The organism is Achromobacter sp. D10 (assembly GCF_035282245.1).
Classification (GTDB): domain Bacteria; phylum Pseudomonadota; class Gammaproteobacteria; order Burkholderiales; family Burkholderiaceae_B; genus Achromobacter; species Achromobacter insolitus.
Window position 1 is genome coordinate 220,814 of sequence record NZ_JAYJLE010000002.1, and the last position, 19,426, is coordinate 240,239.

Annotated in this window: 17 protein-coding genes and 1 riboswitch; of the genes, 9 read left to right on the forward strand and 8 right to left on the reverse strand. The window is 65.9% G+C overall.

Annotated elements, in window-relative coordinates; genetic code table 11:
* Positions 1-57 precede the first annotated feature (57 nt).
* The gene (locus VCS63_RS07825; protein ID WP_323879195.1) at positions 58-1,023 is read left to right on the forward strand and encodes a threo-3-hydroxy-L-aspartate ammonia-lyase; all 966 of its coding nucleotides are present in this window, start codon (positions 58-60) and stop codon (positions 1,021-1,023) included.
* A 101-nt stretch (positions 1,024-1,124) separates the two neighbouring features.
* Positions 1,125-2,033: a complex I NDUFA9 subunit family protein gene (locus VCS63_RS07830; protein WP_042796537.1), complete on the forward strand. Its 909-nt coding sequence runs from the start codon at positions 1,125-1,127 to the stop codon at positions 2,031-2,033.
* 6 nt (positions 2,034-2,039) lie between these two features.
* Here the strand turns inward: VCS63_RS07830 and ruvA are convergent, their stop codons facing one another.
* The 6 genes from ruvA to VCS63_RS07860 all read right to left on the reverse strand — a co-directional run bounded on the left by ruvA (position 2,040) and on the right by VCS63_RS07860 (position 7,563).
* Positions 2,040-2,612, reverse strand: a complete 573-nt coding sequence (gene ruvA / locus VCS63_RS07835; RefSeq protein WP_042796538.1) for a Holliday junction branch migration protein RuvA — start codon at positions 2,610-2,612, stop codon at positions 2,040-2,042.
* Positions 2,613-2,737: 125 nt separating this feature from the next.
* Positions 2,738-3,286, reverse strand: a complete 549-nt coding sequence (gene ruvC / locus VCS63_RS07840; protein WP_323879200.1) for a crossover junction endodeoxyribonuclease RuvC — start codon at positions 3,284-3,286, stop codon at positions 2,738-2,740.
* Entirely contained in the window at positions 3,286-4,875 is a 1,590-nt protein-coding gene (gene purH, locus VCS63_RS07845; RefSeq protein WP_042796540.1) for a bifunctional phosphoribosylaminoimidazolecarboxamide formyltransferase/IMP cyclohydrolase, read from the reverse strand. The genes ruvC and purH overlap by 1 nt, the downstream gene beginning before the upstream one ends.
* A gap of 101 nt (positions 4,876-4,976) precedes the next feature.
* Complete coding sequence (locus VCS63_RS07850; RefSeq protein WP_006217670.1) at positions 4,977-5,216, reverse strand: helix-turn-helix domain-containing protein; 240 nt, start codon at positions 5,214-5,216, stop codon at positions 4,977-4,979.
* 36 nt (positions 5,217-5,252) lie between these two features.
* On the reverse strand, positions 5,253-6,278 hold the full coding sequence (gene dusB, locus VCS63_RS07855) for a tRNA dihydrouridine synthase DusB (RefSeq protein WP_063642204.1): 1,026 nt from the start codon (positions 6,276-6,278) through the stop codon (positions 5,253-5,255).
* Between the two features lie 115 nt (positions 6,279-6,393).
* Positions 6,394-7,563 carry a UbiH/UbiF/VisC/COQ6 family ubiquinone biosynthesis hydroxylase gene (locus VCS63_RS07860; RefSeq protein ID WP_323879216.1) on the reverse strand — a complete coding sequence of 390 codons (1,170 nt, stop codon included), beginning with the start codon at positions 7,561-7,563 and terminating at the stop codon, positions 6,394-6,396.
* Between the two features lie 79 nt (positions 7,564-7,642).
* Here VCS63_RS07860 and VCS63_RS07865 point away from each other — a divergent pair, with 79 nt between their 5' ends.
* Entirely contained in the window at positions 7,643-8,107 is a 465-nt protein-coding gene (locus VCS63_RS07865; RefSeq protein ID WP_063642202.1) for a hypothetical protein, read from the forward strand.
* Between the two features lie 23 nt (positions 8,108-8,130).
* Here VCS63_RS07865 and VCS63_RS07870 read toward each other — a convergent pair whose 3' ends face one another.
* The gene (locus VCS63_RS07870; RefSeq protein ID WP_042797572.1) at positions 8,131-9,474 is read right to left on the reverse strand and encodes an aminopeptidase P N-terminal domain-containing protein; all 1,344 of its coding nucleotides are present in this window, start codon (positions 9,472-9,474) and stop codon (positions 8,131-8,133) included.
* 122 nt (positions 9,475-9,596) lie between these two features.
* Positions 9,597-9,763: riboswitch (yybP-ykoY riboswitch) on the forward strand.
* A gap of 80 nt (positions 9,764-9,843) precedes the next feature.
* Between VCS63_RS07870 and VCS63_RS07875 the strand changes: the two genes are divergently transcribed.
* The 5 genes from VCS63_RS07875 (at position 9,844) to VCS63_RS07895 (ending at position 16,939) form a co-directional block, all read left to right on the forward strand.
* Positions 9,844-10,848 carry a sodium:calcium antiporter gene (locus VCS63_RS07875; RefSeq protein WP_042796544.1) on the forward strand — a complete coding sequence of 335 codons (1,005 nt, stop codon included), beginning with the start codon at positions 9,844-9,846 and terminating at the stop codon, positions 10,846-10,848.
* A gap of 438 nt (positions 10,849-11,286) precedes the next feature.
* Positions 11,287-11,628, forward strand: coding sequence for a hypothetical protein (locus VCS63_RS07880; protein ID WP_042796545.1), 342 nt, complete (start codon positions 11,287-11,289; stop codon positions 11,626-11,628).
* Positions 11,629-12,051: 423 nt separating this feature from the next.
* The gene (mgtA, locus tag VCS63_RS07885; protein WP_112966589.1) at positions 12,052-14,847 is read left to right on the forward strand and encodes a magnesium-translocating P-type ATPase; all 2,796 of its coding nucleotides are present in this window, start codon (positions 12,052-12,054) and stop codon (positions 14,845-14,847) included.
* A gap of 25 nt (positions 14,848-14,872) precedes the next feature.
* Positions 14,873-15,976 carry a porin gene (locus tag VCS63_RS07890; protein WP_323879220.1) on the forward strand — a complete coding sequence of 368 codons (1,104 nt, stop codon included), beginning with the start codon at positions 14,873-14,875 and terminating at the stop codon, positions 15,974-15,976.
* Positions 15,977-16,072: 96 nt separating this feature from the next.
* A complete protein-coding gene (locus VCS63_RS07895; RefSeq protein WP_042796548.1) occupies positions 16,073-16,939 on the forward strand; it encodes a cytochrome c oxidase assembly protein in 867 nt (288 codons plus the stop codon).
* Positions 16,940-16,958: 19 nt separating this feature from the next.
* Here the strand turns inward: VCS63_RS07895 and galU are convergent, their stop codons facing one another.
* Positions 16,959-17,810, reverse strand: a complete 852-nt coding sequence (gene galU / locus VCS63_RS07900; protein WP_063642351.1) for a UTP--glucose-1-phosphate uridylyltransferase GalU — start codon at positions 17,808-17,810, stop codon at positions 16,959-16,961.
* Between the two features lie 57 nt (positions 17,811-17,867).
* Between galU and VCS63_RS07905 the strand changes: the two genes are divergently transcribed.
* Entirely contained in the window at positions 17,868-19,394 is a 1,527-nt protein-coding gene (locus tag VCS63_RS07905; RefSeq protein ID WP_063642198.1) for a M48 family metalloprotease, read from the forward strand.
* Positions 19,395-19,426: the final 32 nt, after the last annotated feature.

A 19,426-nucleotide genomic window follows, 5' to 3' on the forward strand; every position in this document is an offset into this window, starting at 1 on the left:
CGCGGGTTTATCATCCGGAGGTTTTGATTCTTCTCCGCGATCAAAGGACCTCACCCCATGCAGCCCGAATTGCCCACCTATGACGACATCGTGCGCGCCAGCGAGCGCCTGGCCGGCAACGCGCACCGCACGCCCGTACTGACCTCGGCCACCGCCGATGCGATCAGCGGCGCGTCGGTCTTCTTCAAGTGCGAGAACTTCCAGCGCATGGGCGCTTTCAAGTTCCGGGGCGGCTATAACGCCATCGCGCGCTTGACGCCGGAGCAGCGCGCCGCTGGCGTCGTGACGTTCTCATCGGGCAACCACGCGCAGGCCATCGCCCTGGCTTCCAAGCTGCAGGGCGTGCAGGCTACCATCATCATGCCGCTGGACGCGCCGGCCGCCAAGCGCGCCGCCACGGAAGGCTATGGCGGCAAGATCGTCACGTATGACCGCTACACCGAAGACCGCGAGGCGATCGCCCGCCGTATCCAGGCGGAAACCGGTGCCACGCTGATCCCGCCCTACGACCACGAAGACGTGATCGCTGGCCAGGGCACGGCCGCCAAGGAACTGTTCGAGGAAGTGGGCGAACTGGATTACCTGTTCGTATGCCTGGGCGGCGGCGGCCTGCTGTCGGGATCGGCCCTGTCCGCCTTCGCGCTGAGCCCGCGCTGCCTGGTCTATGGCGTCGAGCCGGAAGCCGGCAACGACGGCCAGCAGTCCCTGCGCAAGGGTGAAATCGTCCGTATTCCCGCTCCCAAGACCTTGGCCGATGGCGCTGCCACGACGCACCTGGGCAACCTCACCTTCCCGCTCATCCAGAAGCATGTGCGCGACATCGTCACGGTGACGGACGAGCAATTGGTCAGCACCATGCGCTTTTTTGCCGAGCGCATGAAGATGGTGGTGGAACCCACCGGCTGCCTGGGCGCGGCCGCTGTCATGCAGAACGTGGTGCCGGTGCGCGGCGCGCGGGTGGGTGTCATCATCAGCGGCGGCAACGTCGACCTTCCGAACTACGCCAAGCTGTTGGCGGCCTGATACCGCAGGCGGCCCCTTTTCGGGGCCGCCGATACGCGCTTGCGGATGTAGCGCGTGCAAGGCAGAATCGGGACTGAATCCTGACGAACAGGGGCTGCGACATGCGTATCCTTGTCATCGGCGGCACCGGTTTCATCGGCCGCCATCTGGTAGCGCGGCTTTCCGCCGATCAGCATCAGATCGTCGTTCCCACCCGGCTCTACAGCCGCGGGCGCGATTTGCAGATTCTTCCCACGGTCACCTTGCTCGAATGCGATGTGCATGACGATGCCACGCTGGACGGCCTGCTGGATGGCTGCACTGCCGTCATCAATCTGGTCGGCATTCTGCACGGCAATTTTGGCCGGCCCTATGGCTCGGATTTCGCTCGGGCACACGTGCTGTTGCCGCAGCGTATCGCGCAAGCCTGCCTGCGGCGGGGCACGCAGCGGCTGCTGCACGTCAGCGCGCTCGGCGCCGACTCCAATGGCGACAGCATGTACCAACGTTCCAAGGGCGATGGTGAAGCCGCCATCAAGCAGGAATTCCAAGGCCGGCAGGAGGGCGGCTGGACCATTTTCCGTCCGTCCGTGGTGTTCGGGCCCGACGACCGCTTCACCAATATGTTTGCCGGCCTGGCGCGCTGGCTGCCGGTGTTGCCGCTGGCGGGCGCGCACGTGCGCATGCAGCCGGTCTATGTGGGCGACGTGGTCGCCGCCATCGTGGCGGCGCTCGGTAATACGCACACTTGCGGCAAGACCTATGAATTGGGGGGGCCCCAGGTCTACACCCTGGGTGAGATCGCCCGCCTGTGCGCCGCCTGGGGCGGGCATCCCAGGCCCGTGATCAACATGCCGATGGGGGTGGGCCGCATGCAGGCAAGGCTGTTCGAATGCTTGCCCGGCACGCCGCTGATGTCTCGCGACAACCTGGATTCCCTGCGGCGCGACAACATCTGTACCGGGCCGATCGCGCCCGAACTGCACGTGGTGCCGACGGGCCTGGAAGCCGTGGCGCCCCGTTATTTGTAGGCCCGCTCAGCGCACCAGCGCCTTCAATGCCTGCTTGATGCCGTCGGACACGCCTACGCCTTCCGGCAGCGTCTTCAGTGCCGACAGCGATTCCTTCTCGGAGTAGCCCAGCGCCAGCAGCGCATTGAGGATGTCCGACTGGTTGTCGGGCGCCGCATGCGGCGATGCGCCGATGTCCGCGCCCAGTTTGCCCCGCATTTCCAGCAGCAGGCGTTCGGCGGTTTTCTTGCCGATGCCGGGCACGCGCGTAAGGCGGCCAGATTCCTGCAAGGTGATGGCTTGCGCCAGGTCCGCCACCGACAGCCCCGACAGCACCGACAGGGCGGTGCGCGCGCCGATGCCGCTGACCTTGATCAATTCGCGGAAAGCGCTGCGTTCGCCGGCCGTGGCGAATCCATAAAGGATATGGGCGTCTTCGCGCACCGTCAGGTGCGTGTATAGCGTGACGCGGGCGCCCGTGTCGGGCAGCGAGTACAGCGTGCTCATGGGCACGTCGATGTCATAACCCAGACCACCCACATCCACGCAGATGGTGGGCGGGAGTTTTTCGATCAGGGTTCCTGTGATGCGTCCGATCATGGCGAGGTAGGCTTGGCAAGAGTGAGGCCGCTGAAAGCGCGGCGGATGCGGGGATTCTATACGCGCGGGCGTGCAATCGGCGGGAACCCGGCCCGCCTGGCGGCAAACCGTCGCGCAGCAGCGCGTCAGCCGATCAGGCGCCCGTTGCGGATGCGGGTCTTGCCGCTCATGCGCAAGGAGGCGCCCAGGCGCTCCAGCTTGTCCTGCAATGGTCCGGCATGGGCATGACAGATGGCGCAGGCCAGGGCGTCCGCCGAATCGGGCGCGGGCGAGCCGTCCAGCGCCAGCAGATGCTGCACCATCATCTGCACCTGTTCCTTGGCGGCGCGGCCCGTGCCGACCACGGCCTTCTTGATTTGCAGCGCGGTGTACTCGTGCACGGGCAGCGAGCTGTCGGCCAGCGCGCACAGCGCGGCGCCGCGCGCCTGGCCCAGCAGCAGCGTGGACGCGGGGTTGGTGTTCAGGAAGATGATTTCCAGCGCCGCCACGTCCGGTTGGGTGTCGCGCGCCACCTGGCGCAGATTGTCCAGGATGACTTTGAGACGTTCGGGCAGCGTAAGCGCGGGCGGAACCACGATGGTCCCGCTGGCCACGTAGCGCAGGCGCGGGCCGTCGGCATCGATCACACCAAAGCCGGTGCGGCGCAAGCCGGGATCGATGCCGAGGACGCGCATCAGTGGCGGAAGTGGCGGGTGCCGGTCAGCACCATGGCGATGCCGTGCTCGTCGGCCGCGGCAATCACTTCGTCATCGCGCACGCTGCCGCCAGGCTGGATCACGCAGGTCGCGCCCGCGGCCACCACCACGTCCAGGCCGTCGCGGAACGGGAAGAAGGCGTCGGACGCCACGGCCGAGCCCTTCAGGGTCAATCCGGCGTTCTCGGCCTTGATCGAGGCGATGCGGGCCGAGTCGATGCGGCTCATCTGGCCGGCGCCCACGCCCAGGGTCATGCCGCCGCCGACGAACACGATGGCGTTGGACTTGACGTACTTGGCGACCTTCCAGGCGAAGGCCAGATCGTTCATTTCCTCTTCGGTGGGCTGGCGCTTGGTGACCACCTTGAGCGCGTCGCGCGGCACGTTGTAGGCGTCCGGGCTCTGCACCAGCCAGCCGCCGCCCACGCGCTTGACGTCAAAAGCGTTCTGGCCCGTGCCCATCGGCACTTCCAGGACGCGCACGTTCTTCTTGGCGGCCAGGATGGCCAGCGCGGCGCCGTCATAGGCGGGAGCCAGCAGCACTTCCAGGAACTGGGCGCTCACGGCTTCGGCCGTGGCGGCGTCCACCGGGCGGTTGAAAGCGATGATGCCGCCGAAAGCCGAAGTGGGATCGGTCTTGAAGGCTTGTTGGTAGGCGCCCAGCGTGTCGGCTGCGACCGCCACGCCGCAGGGGTTGGCGTGCTTGACGATGACGCAGGCGGGCGCTTCGAAGCTGCGCGCGCATTCCCAGGCGGCGTCGGCGTCCGCGATGTTGTTGTAGGACAGTTCCTTGCCCTGCAATTGGCGGTAGTTGCCCAACAGGCCGGCCGGACGCTGCGCATCCACGTAGAAGGCGGCGGTCTGGTGCGGGTTCTCGCCGTAGCGCAGCGCTTGTTCCTGCTTGACCTGCAGGGTCAGGGTGCCCGGCCATTCATTGCGGGCGGGTACGGCTTCCTGCTTGGGCTCGGCTTCCGCCAAGCTGGTCAGGTAGGCAGCGATGGCGCCATCGTATGCGGCGGTATGGGCGTAGACCTTGGAGGCCAGTTCCAGGCGCAGCCCGTACGAGGTGTTGCCGCCCTTGTCCATTTCAGCCAGCACGCGGGAGTAATCGACGGGGTCGATCACCACCGTCACGCCGCCGGCTTCGGTGCCGTGGTTCTTGGCCGCCGCGCGCAGCATGGCCGGGCCGCCGATGTCGATGTTCTCAACGGCGTCGGCGAAGGTGCAGTCCGGCTTGGCCACGGTTTCGCGGAACGGGTACAGGTTCACCACCAGCATGTCGATGCGGTCGATGCCCGCCGCCTTGATGGTGTCCATGTGTTCGGCGCTGTCGCGGCGCGCCAGCAGGCCGCCGTGGATCTTCGGATGCAGCGTCTTGACGCGGCCATCGAGAATTTCAGGCGAACCCGTGTGGGCCGCCACTTCGGTGACGGTCAGGCCGGAGTCGGCCAGCAGCTTGGCGGTGCCGCCGGTGGACAGCAGGCGCACGCCACGCGTGGCGAGGGCGCGGGCAAATTCAACGATGCCGGTCTTGTCGGACACCGAAAGCAGGGCGGTTTCGATTTTCATGGTGAGGGACGGGAGTGGGGCGGGGGCGCCTTTCTCGTTCAGGTCTGATGGGAAATCTGGGGTGCGGGCGAGGCGATACGCACGCCGCCCGCGCGCGAAAGCTATACCTGGATATTGTGCGCCAGCAACTTCTTGCGCAGGGTGTTGCGGGTGATGCCCAGCATTTCGGATGCCCGCGACTGATTGCCGCCCGACCGTTCCAACGCTACTTCAAGCACCGGGCGCTCCACGCAGCGCATCACCATGTCCCACATGTCGTGGGGCTCGGATTCGCCCAAGTCTTCGAAATAGCGCTCCAGGCTGGCGCGCACGCATTCTTCCAGGACATCTTTCTTGCTCATTTGAGTACAGATATTTTTATGTTGGTGTTGAGGCGGTTATGCCGCCAGCAGGGCTTCTGCGACCGGCGCCGGATGGGATCCGCCGTCGCGCGAGATGAGATCGAACCAGTCCGACACGGCCCGCCACTGGTCGCGGGTATTGTCGATCAGATTCATGCGGGCACAGAACGAGTCTGCGCCCGGCAGGCCGTCCAGATACCAGCCTATGTGCTTGCGCGCTGTGCGTACGCCAGTGTGCTCGCCATAGAACCGGTAGTGGTCGTCGAGATGTTCGAGCAGCAGCTCGCGCATTTCCCCATAGGAGGGAGGGGCCAGTGTTTCGCCCGTGCGCAGGTAGTGGTCGATTTCGCGGAAAATCCAGGGACGGCCTTGTGCCGCCCGGCCGATCATGACCGCGTCGGCGCCAGTGTAATCCAGGACGTACTTGGCTTTTTCTGGCGAGGTGATGTCCCCGTTGGCGACAACGGGGATTTTCAGCTCGGCCTTGACGGCGCGGATAGTGTCATATTCCGCCTCGCCCGTATAGAGGTCGGCGCGGGTGCGTCCGTGCAAGGTCAGGGCGGCGATGCCGGCGTTTTCCGCCATTTTCGCCACCCGCAAGGCGTTGCGGCTTTCGCGGTCCCAGCCGGTCCGGGTCTTCAGCGTTACCGGCACGCCCAGGGGCGCGCAGGCCGATACGACGGCGTCCAGGATGCGGGCGATCTGGTCTTCGTGGCGCAGCAGCGCCGACCCGGACGCCACGTTGCAGACCTTTTTGACCGGGCAGCCCATGTTGATGTCGATGATCCGCGCACCCTTTCCGGCATTGAACGCCGCCGCCTCCGCCATCATGGCGGGGTCGGCGCCGGCAATCTGCACGGAAATGGGGGCGATTTCGCCGTCATGGTTCAGGCGGCGGGAAGTCTTGACGCTATCCCACAGCCTCGGGTTGCTTGCGGCCATTTCCGACACGGCGTAGCCCGCCCCCAGCTTCTTGCAAAGCTGGCGGAAAGGACGGTCGGTCACGCCCGCCATGGGCGCGACCAGCACGTTGTTGGGAAGGGTCCATTGACCTATGCGCATGCTCACATTTTAACCGGCTCAATCGTGCCCCCTTTGTCACCTGGAGAACACTTCGTAACAAGGGAAGGCGAAAACAGACAATCCAGCCCTTGTTCGGGGACGGATTCAGGGGAAATCAGGCGCGGAAACCTTGCAGCAGATGCTGCGCCAGTGGCGCGCGCAGAGGAGAAGCCAGATCCATCCCCAATAAGGCCAGGCCGCAAGCATGCTCCACGGGAGCCAGGCCGGTCGAGAAGATTCGGGGCATCAGATCCGTCAGGCCAGCGGTGATGAGCCGGTCCACATGGCGAGCCCCGGCGAATTCCGCGAGGGCGAACGCCGGGTTGACCTCGGGATGGGGCAGCCAGCCGCCCAGCGTCTGGGCGAGGCGGGCCGCGTCACGCAGCCCCAGGTTCAGGCCTTGGCCGGCGACCGGATGCAGCGTTTGCGCGGCATTGCCGATCGCCGCCACGCGGCCATGCACCTGGGCGCGGCGGGCGCTGAGCGCCAGCGGAAAGACATGCCGCGGCGCCTGGCTGGAAAGCCGGCCCAGGCGGTCGCCGAAAGCCTGCGACAGCGCCCGCGAAAAGGCGGCATTGTCCAACGCGGCCACTTCGGCGGCTCGCTCGGGGGTGCAGCACCAGACCACGGAATAGGCGTCCGGGGTCTGCGGGTGCGGCAGCAGCGCCAGCGGACCTTCGGCGGTGAAGCGTTCCCACGCCCAGCCGCGGCGGGGCAGGGTGGCATGGGCCGTGGTCAGCACGGCGTGCTGGTCGTAGTCGCGCCGCACGTCGTTCGCGCCCGCGCCATCGGACTGCACAGCGACCCGGCACAGCAGCGTCGTATCGCCTTGGTGGACGCGCACGCCATCGGCATCCTGCAGGCCGATCCTGGCGGGCGGACCCGGCAGGACAGTAACCCCACAGGCGGCCACGCATTCGTCCAGCTTCGCGTGCAGCCCGGAATACGCGACCACGCTGCCCAGCTGCGGCACGCCGAAATCGGTATTCTGGATCAGGGTGCGGCCCAGCCGGCCGCGTTGCGATACATGGATGTTGCGGATGTCGGCCGAGCGGTCGGGCCAGGCATGCAGCGCTTCCAGCAATACCCGGCTGCCGTGGTTCATGGCCAGCACGCGGGGATCCGTGGCCGGCGCCGCCGCCGACGGCGCGACCGGGGCGGGCGGGCTGCCCGCAAGCAGCGCGATGCGCGCCGGGTCCGGCGCCACACGGGCCAGCATCAGGGCCAGCACGCGGCCCACCGGGCCGGCGCCTAGTATCGCTATGTCGAAGGCGGATGAAGTCATGACCGGATTTTAACCGTCCACTACAATCCGCAGCAGCCGGCGCTTCTTGGCGCCGTGGTCCTTTTTCCGGTCGACCGACATGACGCAGCTCCAGGCTTCCTCCCCGCTGTCCGCCGCACCCGCCCGCCGTCCGCGCGGCAAAGTCACGGTGGGCCTGCTGGCCTGCCTGTTCGGCGCGGTAGGCGCGCACTGGTGGTATCTGGGTCGGCGCCACGCCTGGCTGGTGACCGCGTTGGCGCTCATCAGCCTGTTCTGCGCGGTGCGCTTCTATCCCGTCTGGTACGACAACCCGGCATTCTTCCTGCTGTTCATTCCCATGATCGACGGCTTCATCGAAAGCGCGGTGTTTTCGCTGATGCCGGACGAGAAATTCGACCGCCTCTACAACGCCGGCCTGGGCCGACCCACGCGGACCGGCTGGGGACCGGTGCTGGTCGCCATCCTGGCCTGCCTGGTCGGCGCCATTGTCTCCATGTTTGCCATCGCCATGGTGGTGGTCTACACCTGGATCGCCATGGGCTGGCTGGACGGCTACGTGTTCTAGCGCGCGCCAGCCGCGCCGCGATCCTATTCGCGCATCAGCGCTTCGATTTCCCCAGCCTGCACGGGGACTCCCCGGGTGATGAGCTCGCAGCCCTCGTCCGTGACCAGCGCGTCGTCTTCGGTACGGATGCCGATGTTCCAGTACGCCTCGGGTACATCATCGGCGGGCCGCACATAGATGCCCGGTTCGATCGTCAGCATCATCCCGGCTTCCAGCCTGCGCCAGGGGCGTTCGGCGCCATGGGCCGCGCCGGGCTGGCGGTAGTCGCCCACGTCGTGCACGTCCAGGCCCAGCCAGTGGCCCGTGCGGTGCATGTAGAAACGGCTGTAGTCGCCGGATTCCAGCACGCCGTCCAACGAACCTTTCAAGAGCTTCAGGTCCAGCATGCCTTGCGCCAGCACGCGCAGGGCGGCCTGATGGCCGTCGTTGAAACTGCGGCCGGGCGCGGTGGCCTGGGCGGCGGCGTCCTGGGCCGCCACCGTCAGGTCGTACAGCGCGCGCTGCGGGCCGCTGTAGCGGCCGTTCACGGGAAAGGTCCGGGTGATGTCGCTGGCATAGCTGTCGACTTCGCAGCCCGCGTCGATCAGGACCAGGTCACCGTCGCGCAGCACGGCCTCGCCGGCCGGGTAGTGCAGCACGCAGGCGTTCGCGCCCGCTGCGACGATGCTGTTGTAGGCCACCGACTGCGCGCCATGGCGGCGGAATTCGTACAGCAGTTCGGCCTCGATCTCGTATTCGCGCATGCCGGGGCGGGCGACGCGCATGGCGCGCACGTGGGCGCCCGCGGAAATCTTGGCCGCCCGCCGCATTGCGGCAATTTCGCTGGCGTCCTTGATCAACCGCATTTCGGCCAGCAGGGGCCGGATGTCCTGTTGGCGGGAGGGGGGAGCATGGCCGCCACGGCTGGCCTCGCGCGCCGCGGCCAGCCAGCGGTGCAGGCGGCCGTCGTTGCGCTTGTCGCTGGCCAAGGGCGCGTACAGGGTGGCGTGGTCCTGCAGCAGCGCGGGCATCAGCTCGTCCAGCGCATCGAGCGGATGGGCGTCGTCAAAGCCGAAATGCGCCGCCGCCGCCTCGGGGCCGAAACGCTTGCCCTCCCAGATTTCATGCTCGATGTGGCGTGGGCGGCAGAAGAGCACCGAGCGGTCGGTCGCTCCCGCGATCAGCACCAGCCAGGCGCCGGGTTCGGTGAACCCGGTCAGGTAGAAAAAATCGCTGTCATGCCGATAGGGGTATTCGGCGTCTCGGTTGCGAGTGGCTTCCGGTGCGGTCGCCAGGATCGCAATGCCGCCTCCATCGGCGCGCATCTGCTCCATCAGGCGTTGGCGCCGCGCGGCGTAAGGGGCGATGTCTTCGGGAGGCAGGCTCATGGCGGAGTGGGGCGCGAACCCCGGCAAGGTGATGATGCCGTTTACTTTACCTGCCATCCCTCGGATACGACACCCCGCGCAGGCCACGCCGAATCCGCTGGACCGCTTCGGGCAAGCTGCTACAATCGCGGCTCTGTCATTGGGGAGTAGCCATCCTTTGTCCCCTCAAAGGAGCTAGCGTCAACAGACTTGGTGGTTCAGCGCTGCGGAGCAGCCGCTAGAACTCCATGGCGCTAGCGGTATCCATGCGCTGCGGCACGCCCGCCGCATGGAGCAGCCAGGCGAGACCTTTGGCCGCGTTGCGTTCACCCTTGGCCGGGCGAGCCGCGACGTCGCGCCAATTGGTTTCTGCTCGTCCGGCTCGCCTATATGTTTCTCACCCTGTTCCTGTTTTTCCTGTCTGCGGCAGTGATCTACTTCGCCTGTGAGTTCTTCGTGAACGGCGTTGAATGGGTCGGTCATCGCTTCCAGCTTGGCGCCACTGCGACCGGTACTGTGCTCGCCGCCTTCGGCACCGCCTTGCCGGAAAGTGCCGTGACCTTCATGGCCGTGGTCTTCGGCGACACCCCAGAGCAAAAAGACATAGGCGTTGGCGCCGCCATGGGCGGCCCGCTGGTGCTGGCCACGCTGGCTTATGCGGTGGTCGGCCTGACCCTTTGGCGCTCGCGCCGGGGCCGGGCCACGCAGGCGGCCTGTATCAACGCGGACCAGCGCCGGCTGGCCCGCGACCAGGCCTGGTTCATGGGCATCTTCATTTTCAAGGTCGGCCTGGGCCTGCTGGCTTTCGCCTGGAAGCCTTGGCTGGGCATCTTGTTCCTGGCCACTTACGGTCTCTACGTCAAGCGCGAGCTCAGCAACGACGAAGAGAGCCTGGACAGCGAGGATCTCGAGCCGCTCAAGCTGCGCCCCCGCGACGAAAACCCGACGATGTTCTGGTCGGTGGCGCAGACCGTCATGGCCTTGGTCGTGATCGCCGGAGCTTCGCACGTGTTCGTGAATCAGATTGAAGTGCTGGGCGTGGCCATGGGCGCGTCGCCCCACGTGGCGGCGTTGTTGCTGGCGCCAGTTGCGACCGAGTTGCCGGAAATCATGAATGCACTGATCTGGGTCCGCCAGGGCAAGGAGCGGCTGGCGCTGGCCAACATTTCGGGCGCCATGATGATCCAGGCAACTATCCCCAGCGCGCTGGGCATCTTCATGACGCCGTGGTTGCTGGACGGCCCTCTGCTCGCGGCGGGCCTGTTCACCATGCTCTCGATCGGTCTGCTGTGGCTGCGCTTCCGCCGTTCGGTCATGAGCGTGCCGGCCTTGTCGGCGGTGGGCGGCCTGTATGCCGTGTTCGCCGCCTATCTGGGCTGGCATTTCTACGTTTGAGCGGCACGTTGCGCTGGGGGCTTCGGCCCCAGCCGGTTTTGCCACGATCAAGCCAGATTTCGTGGCAAAAACCTTGTCCATAAGTGGAAACCCGCGTAAAATCCTGCCTGTTATCCATCCCAGGAGCAGTCTTCGTGAATACCGATTCCGGCGAAAGTTGTCGATCTTGCATCGACGTCGCTGTTTAACAGGTCCACGCAGAACTCCGTCTGCCGCAGCCTGTTGAACAGGTTGCGGTTGTATCCCAAGCTCCAGGCTCACGCCCGGGCAATCGCGCAAGCCAGCGGCTTGCCGGGAACCTCCCCAACATAAACCGCCAGAACCGCCGCCAGTCGCAGCGTCCGCGTTCGTGCACGTTTTTCGTGCCTGTCCGCTGAACGCAGCGGAGGTGCGCGCGTATTCGCGATCACGCTCCCCATTCTTGCAATGGAGGTCGTTATGCGTTTCTTCGACTTGTTCCTGCGCCGCGCCGGCGTGGACCGTTCTGCCGCCCTGAGCCGCCGCCGCGGCACATCGCGCTTGACGGTCATCTGTCCGCGCGACGAGCTGGGCGCCTTGCGCAAGCAGATCTGCCTGGACTTCAGCGCCGCCGGCCTGGACGTCTCGCAAGTACAGATCGACCAGGGCCGGGACCCTGGCATGGCGTCCGCCTGCATCACCGTCAATTGCCCCCCGGAGCTGCGGGGCGAACTGATGTCGCAGGCGCGCCGCCTGAGCGCCAATCCCGCCGTGCGTCACGTGCATTTCGGCGCCCAAGCCGCGCAGGCCGCGCTGGCCTGAAGCCGCCCTTTCTTCCCCAGGAGAGATCATGCCCAGTGCCTTAGACCCCGAGCCTCGATTGCGCCCAGTGCGCGGCGCCGGCATGCCTGCCTGACCTGTCTATTCGCTGCGAACCGACAGGCGGGATAGTCATCCTGGCCCGTACGGAGTCCGCAGCCTGGAATCCCCGGCCTGGCCCACGTCTTGTGCGCCCTCGCCGCCGGTATCGGTTCCTTCGCTAGCTCCCTTCCGTTTTCCGCACCCGGCGCATTTCCATGCGATCCGGATACCGGCAACATTGCCCCGGTGCCTGCGCACGCCCGTAAGCGGCGGTTTGACGGCTTTCTGAGCGAAAGCCGCGGCCTGCTGCTGCCCGCGCGTGGGCGGCAGCAGGGCAGGGTGGTCCGTGTCTCCGACAACTACACGTATAACCGGAGCACTCCGATGTTCAAGTTTCTCAAGTCCTTCTTTACGTCGGCGGCGGGCCTGCGCCATACCGCTAGACACTTCCGCCGCTCACCCATGCCCGAGCGGGGCGCGGCTGCCGCCGCCTCCTCCGACACGGCTCGCCATGCCAACCGCCAGATGCTGGACCTGGCGCGCATGGATTTTGGCGCTTTGTTCTCGTTGTTCGGCAGCAGCCGTGGCGGGCTGTCGGAGGCCCAGGCGCAGACCGCCCGCGAACGCTACGGCGCCAATGAAGTCGACCATGAAAAGCCGCTCTCCTGGCATGCCCACCTCTGGCTGTCCTATCGCAACCCGTTCAACCTGCTGCTGACCGCGCTGGCGGCGCTGTCCTGGCTGACCGACGTGCACATGGCGGTCCCGGACGATCAATCCTGGATGGCGGTTTTCATCATCGGGGCCATGGTGCTCATTTCCACCGTATTGCGATTCGCGCAGGAACAGCGTTCCAGCCGCGCCGCCGAAGCGCTCAAGGCCATGGTGCAAAACACCGCTACCGTCCTGCGCAGCGACCCGGCCACCCAGGCCGAAGGCGATGCCCGCCGCTATTTCGGCGTGGCGCTGCACGTCAGCGGTTCGCGGCAGGTCGAGGTGCCGTTGGCGCAGTTGGTGCCGGGCGACGTGGTTTTGCTGTCGGCGGGCGACATGATTCCCGCCGATTGCCGCATCCTTGCGGCCAAGGACCTGTTCATCGCGCAAGCCGCGCTGACGGGCGAGTCGCTGCCCGTCGAGAAATATGCGACGCAGCGTCTCGAGACTGCCAATGCCCTCGAGTTGGAGAACATGGCGTTCATGGGCACCAATGTCGTCAGCGGTTCCGGCAGCGCCCTGGTGGTGGCGACCGGCACTCGCAGCTACTTCGGTCAATTGGCCGGGCGCGTCACGCAGACGAGCCGCGCGCCGACCCAGTTCCAGCAAGGCATCAACCGCGTGAGCTGGGTGCTTATCCGGTTCATGCTGGTGATGGCGCCCATCGTCATGCTGATCAATGGGTTCACCAAGGGCGACTGGATGGAAGCGTTGTTGTTTGCGCTCGCCATCGCCGTGGGCCTGACGCCCGAAATGCTGCCCATGATCGTCACGGCCACTCTGGCCAAGGGCGCTGTGCGCATGTCGCGCCGCAAGGTGGTCGTCAAGCGGCTGGACGCGATCCAGAACCTGGGTGCCATGAACGTGCTGTGCACGGACAAGACCGGCACGCTGACCCAGGACCGCATCGTGCTGGAGCGGCACACCGACGTATACGGCACCAGCAGCGACGACGTGCTGGCCTACGCCTATCTCAACAGCTACTACCAGACCGGCTTGAAGAACCTGCTGGACGTGGCGGTGCTGCAGCATGCCGAGGTCGAACGCAAACTCGATCTGGCGGCGAAGTACCGCAAGGTCGACGAGATTCCCTTCGACTTTTCCCGGCGGCGCATGTCGGTGGTGGTGAACGAGACCGAGAACGGCCGCGAGCACCACGAACTGATCTGCAAGGGGGCGCTGGAAGAGGTGTTGGCCGTCTGCACCCGGCTGCGCGTGGGCAGCGAGGAACACCTGCTGACCGATGCCCGCCGGGCGGACATCCGCAAGGTGACGGCAGACCTCAACCGTGACGGCCTGCGCGTCATCGCCGTGGGCGTGAGGGAGTTGCCGCCCACGCAGCAAACCTACGGCGTCGCGGACGAATCCGATCTGGTGCTAGTGGGGTACATCGCATTCCTGGACCCGCCCAAGGAATCCACCGCGCCCGCGCTCAAGGCGCTCAGGGATTCCGGCATCGATGTGAAAGTGCTGACCGGCGACGTGGAACTGGTGACCCAGAAGGTCTGCCGCGAGGTGGGGTTCGAGGTGCGCAAGGTCTACCTGGGTTCTGATATCGAGGCGATGGACGAGGCGCAACTGGCCGCGGCCGTGCGCGAGGCCAACGTGTTCGCGCGCCTCACGCCGGCACACAAGGAGCGCATCGTGCGCAGCCTCAGGGCCCAGGGCAATACCGTGGGCTTCATGGGCGACGGCATCAATGATGCGCCGGCGCTGCGGGCGGCCGACGTGGGCATATCCGTGGATTCGGCCGTCGATATCTCCAAGGAGGCGGCCGACATCATCCTGCTGGAAAAAAGCCTGATGGTGCTGGAGGATGGCGTCATCGAAGGCCGCAAGACCTTCTGCAATATGCTCAAGTACCTGAAGATGACGGCCAGCTCGAACTTCGGCAACGTCTTTTCGGTGCTGGTGGCGAGCGCTTTCCTGCCTTTCCTGCCGATGCTGCCCATCCATCTGCTGGTGCAGAACTTGATGTACGACATTTCCCAGACGGCGATTCCGTTCGACAATGTCGACGAAGAATTGCTGAAAAAGCCGCAGCAATGGGATCCTGATGGCCTTGGCCGCTTCATGGTGTTCTTCGGCCCGATCAGTTCCCTGTTCGACATCGCCACCTATGCGCTCATGTGGTACGTATTCCAGGCCAATACCGCGGAGCACCAGACGCTGTTCCAGTCCGGCTGGTTCGTCGAGGGGCTGTTGTCGCAGACGCTCATCGTCCATATGATCCGTACACGCAAGATCCCGTTCCTGCAAAGCCGCGCCGCCTGGCCGTTGATGGGCATGACGCTGATGGTCGTTGCCCTGGGGTTGCTGCTGCCTTTCTCGCCGCTGGCCGAATACCTCCAGCTGCAGGCGCTGCCGTGGAGCTACTTCCCTTGGCTGGCTGGCATCCTGTTGGCCTATTGCACGCTGACGCAGTTGTTGAAGGGCATCTGGGTCCGCCGCTACGGCTGGCAATAGCTTGCCGCGCCTTCAGGAGAAACGCATGAGAATCGCTACTTTTGCCGTACTGTTGGCGGCCGGCCTGATTTCTCCCCTGACCGCGCGCGGCGCGGACGCCGTGCAGGGGGTGTCCCTGTACGGCGTGGTGGATGCGGGGGTGGCCGTCACAAACGTGTCCGGACAGGGCAGCCATAGTGGGTTGCTCAATGGCGGGCTGACCGACTCGCTCTGGGGCATGACGGGGGAGGAAGACATGGGCGGCGGATGGAACGCCCGGTTCCAGTTGGAAAGCGGCTTCGATCCCTCGTCCGGCAAGCGGGCCGACGATGACCGCTACTTCAACTACGCTGCCTGGGTGGGCCTGGGGCACGACAGTTATGGCGAATTGCGGTTAGGCCGTCAACATACGATAGGGCAGGTCTACGGCAATTCGCTGGAAATCGCGTCCTGGAAGGAAATGGGCATGGGCGCCACGTTCAAGGCGTCCGACAACTATCAGTTCAGCAACCTGGTCAATTACTACACGCCGGCCTGGCGCGGCTTCCAGGCCGGGATCGGCTATTCCTTCGACGCCGACGGCCAGGACCATTTCGGCACCGCCAGCAACAACCGCGCGCTCAGCCTGGGCCTGAAATATGAGGACGGGCCCTTGCTGGCGGTAGCCACGTGGGACCAGTTGCGCCTGGCCGATGCCCCGCCGGGAAGCAATGGGCGGCCGCAGGCGGTGCAGCTAGGCGCCTCTTACGATTTCGACGTGCTGAAGCTGTCCCTGGCGTGGTCGCGCCAGCGCAATGGCGATGTCGGGCTGGATGGTGGCGACCCGGACGGCTTGGGGCTGGGCCTGGGACCCGCCGCGTTCGTCCGTGGCGGCACGGTCAACGCCTGGCTGGTGGGCGCCAGTGTGCCTGTGGGGCCGGGCGCCGTCCTGGTGCAATGGTCGCTGGCACATCCGGACTGGCATTGGGACAACGGCATGACGGCGCGCAATGCGCAGGTGATGACTCTGGGCTATACGTACACCCTGTCTCCCCGCACGACGCTGTATGCCTTTGCCGGCTATGCGTCGAATTACACGCTGGACGACCAGTTCGACCCCGCCCATTCCCACACCACGCGCGTGGGCACGGGCATTTCGCACCGTTTCTGAGTCCGGCGGCGGGGCGGCCCGGGGTCAACTACAATCGGCAGGTGCGGCGCATGGCGCCCGTCCCCGTCCAGCCCCGACGTTTTCCGGAAGGTTTGCATGGATAGTCTCGAATGGCTCATACCCTGGGAGTTCTCTCCCACGCTGGTGGCCTCCTTCCTGGTGGCCATCGTGCTGTTCGTGCGTGGCCAGCGGGTCCATCATGTGACCGCCGCCCGCCGCATCCTGTTCTGGACGGGCATGGTGCTGCTGTACCTGTCCATGCATACCCGGCTCGACTACTACGCCGAGCGCATGTTCTTCATTCACCGCATCCAGCATCTGGTGCTGCATCACCTGGGGCCGCTGCTGGTCATGGCGGCCTTCCCGGGCCAGGTCATGCGGGCGGGGCTGCCCATGCGCTGGCGCGTCCGGCTGCGCGACTTCCTGCGTACCGGCGCCGGCCGCGCCACGGTGACGGTGCTCACCCACAAGATCTTCGTCCCGGCCCTGTTCGTCTTCCTGGTGATCGTCTGGCTGATCCCGTCGGTGCAGTTCTATTCCATGCTGGACTGGCGGCTCTACCGCCTGATGAACTGGTCGGTGGTGATCAGCGGCTTCATGTACTGGAACCTGATCCTGGACCGCAGGCCCGCGCCGCCCGCGGCCATGACGCCGGGCGGTCGGGTCATCTCCCCCGTGCTGACCATGCTGCCGCAGATGGTGGCCGGCGCGATCATCGCCTTCACCGAAAGCGATATCTATCCGCTCTTTGAACTGTGCGGGCGGGCCATCGCGATGTCGGCCCAGACCGACCAGACCATCGGCGGCCTGACCATGTGGATACCGGCAGCGCTGGTCGAGGTGATCGGCCTGATGGTAGCCCTGGGGACGTTGATGCGCCTGTCGGCAAAGGGACGCCTGCGCAAGGCGGACCGCGACGCGCAGGCGCGGGCCAGGGCCAAGGCCCGGGCGGTGTCCGCCTGAGGATGCAGCCTGCCTGCCGTTACTCGGGCAGCAGGCCGTGGTACTTCTTGCCCAGCGCCACGGTAGCCTGGAACATGCCAGCCTTGCTGCCGCAGTCGTAGCGCACGCCTTCATAGCGGTGCGCATATACGGCGCGCTCGCGCATCATCGACGCGATGCCGTCCGTCAGCTGGATTTCGTTGCCGGCGCCCATTTTGGTGGAGCGCAAGTGGTCGAAGATAGCGGCTTCCAGCACGTAGCGGCCCACGACGGCGAGCGTCGACGGCGCGGCTTCGGGATCCGGCTTTTCCACGATATGGGTGACGCGCTCGGTGCGGCCGTCGGCGCGGGCATCGCCCTGGCGGGTAGCCACGATGCCGTACTTGCGCGTATCCGCGCGGGGCACGTCCTGCACGCCCAGCACGCTGGCGTTCTGCGCCACGGCTACGTCCACCAGTTGCTTCAGCGCGGGCTGGTCGGAGTCGATCAGGTCGTCGGCGAGCAGCACGGCGAAGGGCTCGTCGCCCACCGCGGGCGCGGCGGACAGCACCGCGTGGCCCAGCCCCAGCGGGGCGGATTGGCGGATGTAGAGGCAATTCACATGCGCGGGTAGAATGCCCCGCACCATGGCCAACAGCTCATGTTTGCCTTTGCTTTCCAGATCGGATTCCAGTTCCGGGGCGGAGTCGAAGTGGTCTTCGATGGCGCGCTTATTGCGCCCGGTCACGAAAATAAGGTCGGTGATTCCGGCAGCCACGGCTTCTTCCACGGCGTATTGGATCAGCGGCTTGTCGACCACGGGCAGCATTTCCTTGGGCATTGCCTTGGTGGCGGGCAGGAACCGCGTACCCATGCCAGCGACAGGGAAAACAGCTTTACGGACAGGACGCATTGAGACCTCGTTGGGGGTATCGATGAAACATTTTAAGCTCATCGCTATCATAGGCTTATGAACCGCAGGAAAATGCCATCCATTTGCTCGATTGCGAAACGGGGTGCAATCGTCGGCCTGTCCGTGGCCTTGGCCATGCCCGCCCTCCCGATTGCCGCCTGGGCGCAGCCGATAGGGCTGCCCTCGATGGGTGCGGCGTCCGCTACCGAGCTGTCCCCCATGCTGGAGCGCAGCCTGGGCGAGGCCATCATGGCCCAGGGGCGGCGCGACCCGACCTACGTGGACGATTCCGAACTCAGCCAGTACCTCACCACCATGGGGCGCAAGCTGGCGGCGTACGCGCCCGGCGGTGTTCCCGAGGTCGAGATGTTCGGCGTGCGCGACCCCGAAATCAACGCTTTCGCCATGCCTGGCGGTTTCATCGGCGTCAACACCGGCCTGATCGTGTCTTCCGGCAGCGAATCCGAACTGGCCGCGGTGCTGGCCCACGAAATCGGCCACGTCGTGCAGCGCCACATCGCCCGCGGCATGACCCAGCAAAACCAGAACGGCATGGTCATGTTGGCCAGCCTTGCCGGCGCCCTGCTTGCGGCACTGGCCGGCGGGGGCGGCAATCTGGCAATGGGCGTGGCGGCCTTTGGCCAGGCAGCAGCCATCAACCGCCAACTGGGTTTTTCGCGCGATGCGGAACGCGAGGCCGACCGGGCCGGGCTGCAGATGCTGACCAAGGCGGGCTATGACGCCGAAGGCATGGCGCAGATGTTCGGACGCCTGATGAATGCGTCGCGCCTGAACGAAGGGGCGGGAGGTGGCTCATGGGCCAGCACCCACCCTCTGTCCATCGAACGTATGTCGGATGTGCAGAACCGGGTGCGCAACCAGTCACCCGTGGCGCGCCACGTGGACAGCGACGACTTCTGGTACGTGCGCGCCAAGATGCGCGTGGTGCAAGGCCGCGATGCGGTCAGCCTGCGCACCGCGAGCCAGCAATTGCAGGACGAGGCCCAGGCGCTGTCCGGCGTGCGCCGGTCCGCCGCCTATTACGGCCTGGCGCTGCAGGCATACCAGCGCAACAACCTGGCGGAGGCCGAGCGCAACTGGAACCTGGCGTCGGCCGACGGCCGCAGCTCGGCTCAATTGGCCAAGCTCAGCGTGGACATTGCCCTGGCCCGCAAAGACTACCCCCGCGCACTGGAGCTGGCCCAGGCCGGCACCAAGCGCTGGCCGGGACATCGGGCCCTTGGCATCGCCTACGCCCAGGCATTGCAAAGCGTCGGCCGCCACGCGGACGCGCAGGAATACCTGCGGGCCAAGATCAAGCAGTGGGGCAGCGATGAGCCCAGCCTCTACCAGATGCTGGCCCAGAGCGAGGACCGCAATGGCAAGCCCGTGGCCGCGCGCCGCGATCAGGCGCGCTACTACGTCATGACAGGCGCATACGCCGCCGCCGAATCGCAATTGCAACAGGCGCGCAGCATGTCTACCGACTTCTACGAACAATCGCAGATCGACGTGCAGATCAAGGAAGTCAAAGACAAGCTGGCCGAAGAGCGCCAGTTGCTGGAGCGCTTCAAGTCGGGTTGAACGCCGGGCCTGGCAGGGCGCGCGCGCCCTGC

Bases quoted from the DNA above. Each gene is read 5' to 3' on its own strand.
- VCS63_RS07825 (WP_323879195.1), top strand. From the start codon at position 58: ATGCAGCCCGAATTGCCCACCTATGACGACATCGTGCGCGCCAGCGAG.
- VCS63_RS07830 (WP_042796537.1), top strand. From the start codon at position 1,125: ATGCGTATCCTTGTCATCGGCGGCACCGGTTTCATCGGCCGCCATCTG.
- ruvA (WP_042796538.1), bottom strand. From the start codon at position 2,612: ATGATCGGACGCATCACAGGAACCCTGATCGAAAAACTCCCGCCCACC.
- ruvC (WP_323879200.1), bottom strand. From the start codon at position 3,286: ATGCGCGTCCTCGGCATCGATCCCGGCTTGCGCCGCACCGGCTTTGGT.
- purH (WP_042796540.1), bottom strand. From the start codon at position 4,875: ATGAAAATCGAAACCGCCCTGCTTTCGGTGTCCGACAAGACCGGCATC.
- VCS63_RS07850 (WP_006217670.1), bottom strand. From the start codon at position 5,216: ATGAGCAAGAAAGATGTCCTGGAAGAATGCGTGCGCGCCAGCCTGGAG.
- dusB (WP_063642204.1), bottom strand. From the start codon at position 6,278: ATGCGCATAGGTCAATGGACCCTTCCCAACAACGTGCTGGTCGCGCCC.
- VCS63_RS07860 (WP_323879216.1), bottom strand. From the start codon at position 7,563: ATGACTTCATCCGCCTTCGACATAGCGATACTAGGCGCCGGCCCGGTG.
- VCS63_RS07865 (WP_063642202.1), top strand. From the start codon at position 7,643: ATGACGCAGCTCCAGGCTTCCTCCCCGCTGTCCGCCGCACCCGCCCGC.
- VCS63_RS07870 (WP_042797572.1), bottom strand. From the start codon at position 9,474: ATGAGCCTGCCTCCCGAAGACATCGCCCCTTACGCCGCGCGGCGCCAA.
- VCS63_RS07875 (WP_042796544.1), top strand. From the start codon at position 9,844: ATGTTTCTCACCCTGTTCCTGTTTTTCCTGTCTGCGGCAGTGATCTAC.
- VCS63_RS07880 (WP_042796545.1), top strand. From the start codon at position 11,287: ATGCGTTTCTTCGACTTGTTCCTGCGCCGCGCCGGCGTGGACCGTTCT.
- mgtA (WP_112966589.1), top strand. From the start codon at position 12,052: ATGTTCAAGTTTCTCAAGTCCTTCTTTACGTCGGCGGCGGGCCTGCGC.
- VCS63_RS07890 (WP_323879220.1), top strand. From the start codon at position 14,873: ATGAGAATCGCTACTTTTGCCGTACTGTTGGCGGCCGGCCTGATTTCT.
- VCS63_RS07895 (WP_042796548.1), top strand. From the start codon at position 16,073: ATGGATAGTCTCGAATGGCTCATACCCTGGGAGTTCTCTCCCACGCTG.
- galU (WP_063642351.1), bottom strand. From the start codon at position 17,810: ATGCGTCCTGTCCGTAAAGCTGTTTTCCCTGTCGCTGGCATGGGTACG.
- VCS63_RS07905 (WP_063642198.1), top strand. From the start codon at position 17,868: ATGAACCGCAGGAAAATGCCATCCATTTGCTCGATTGCGAAACGGGGT.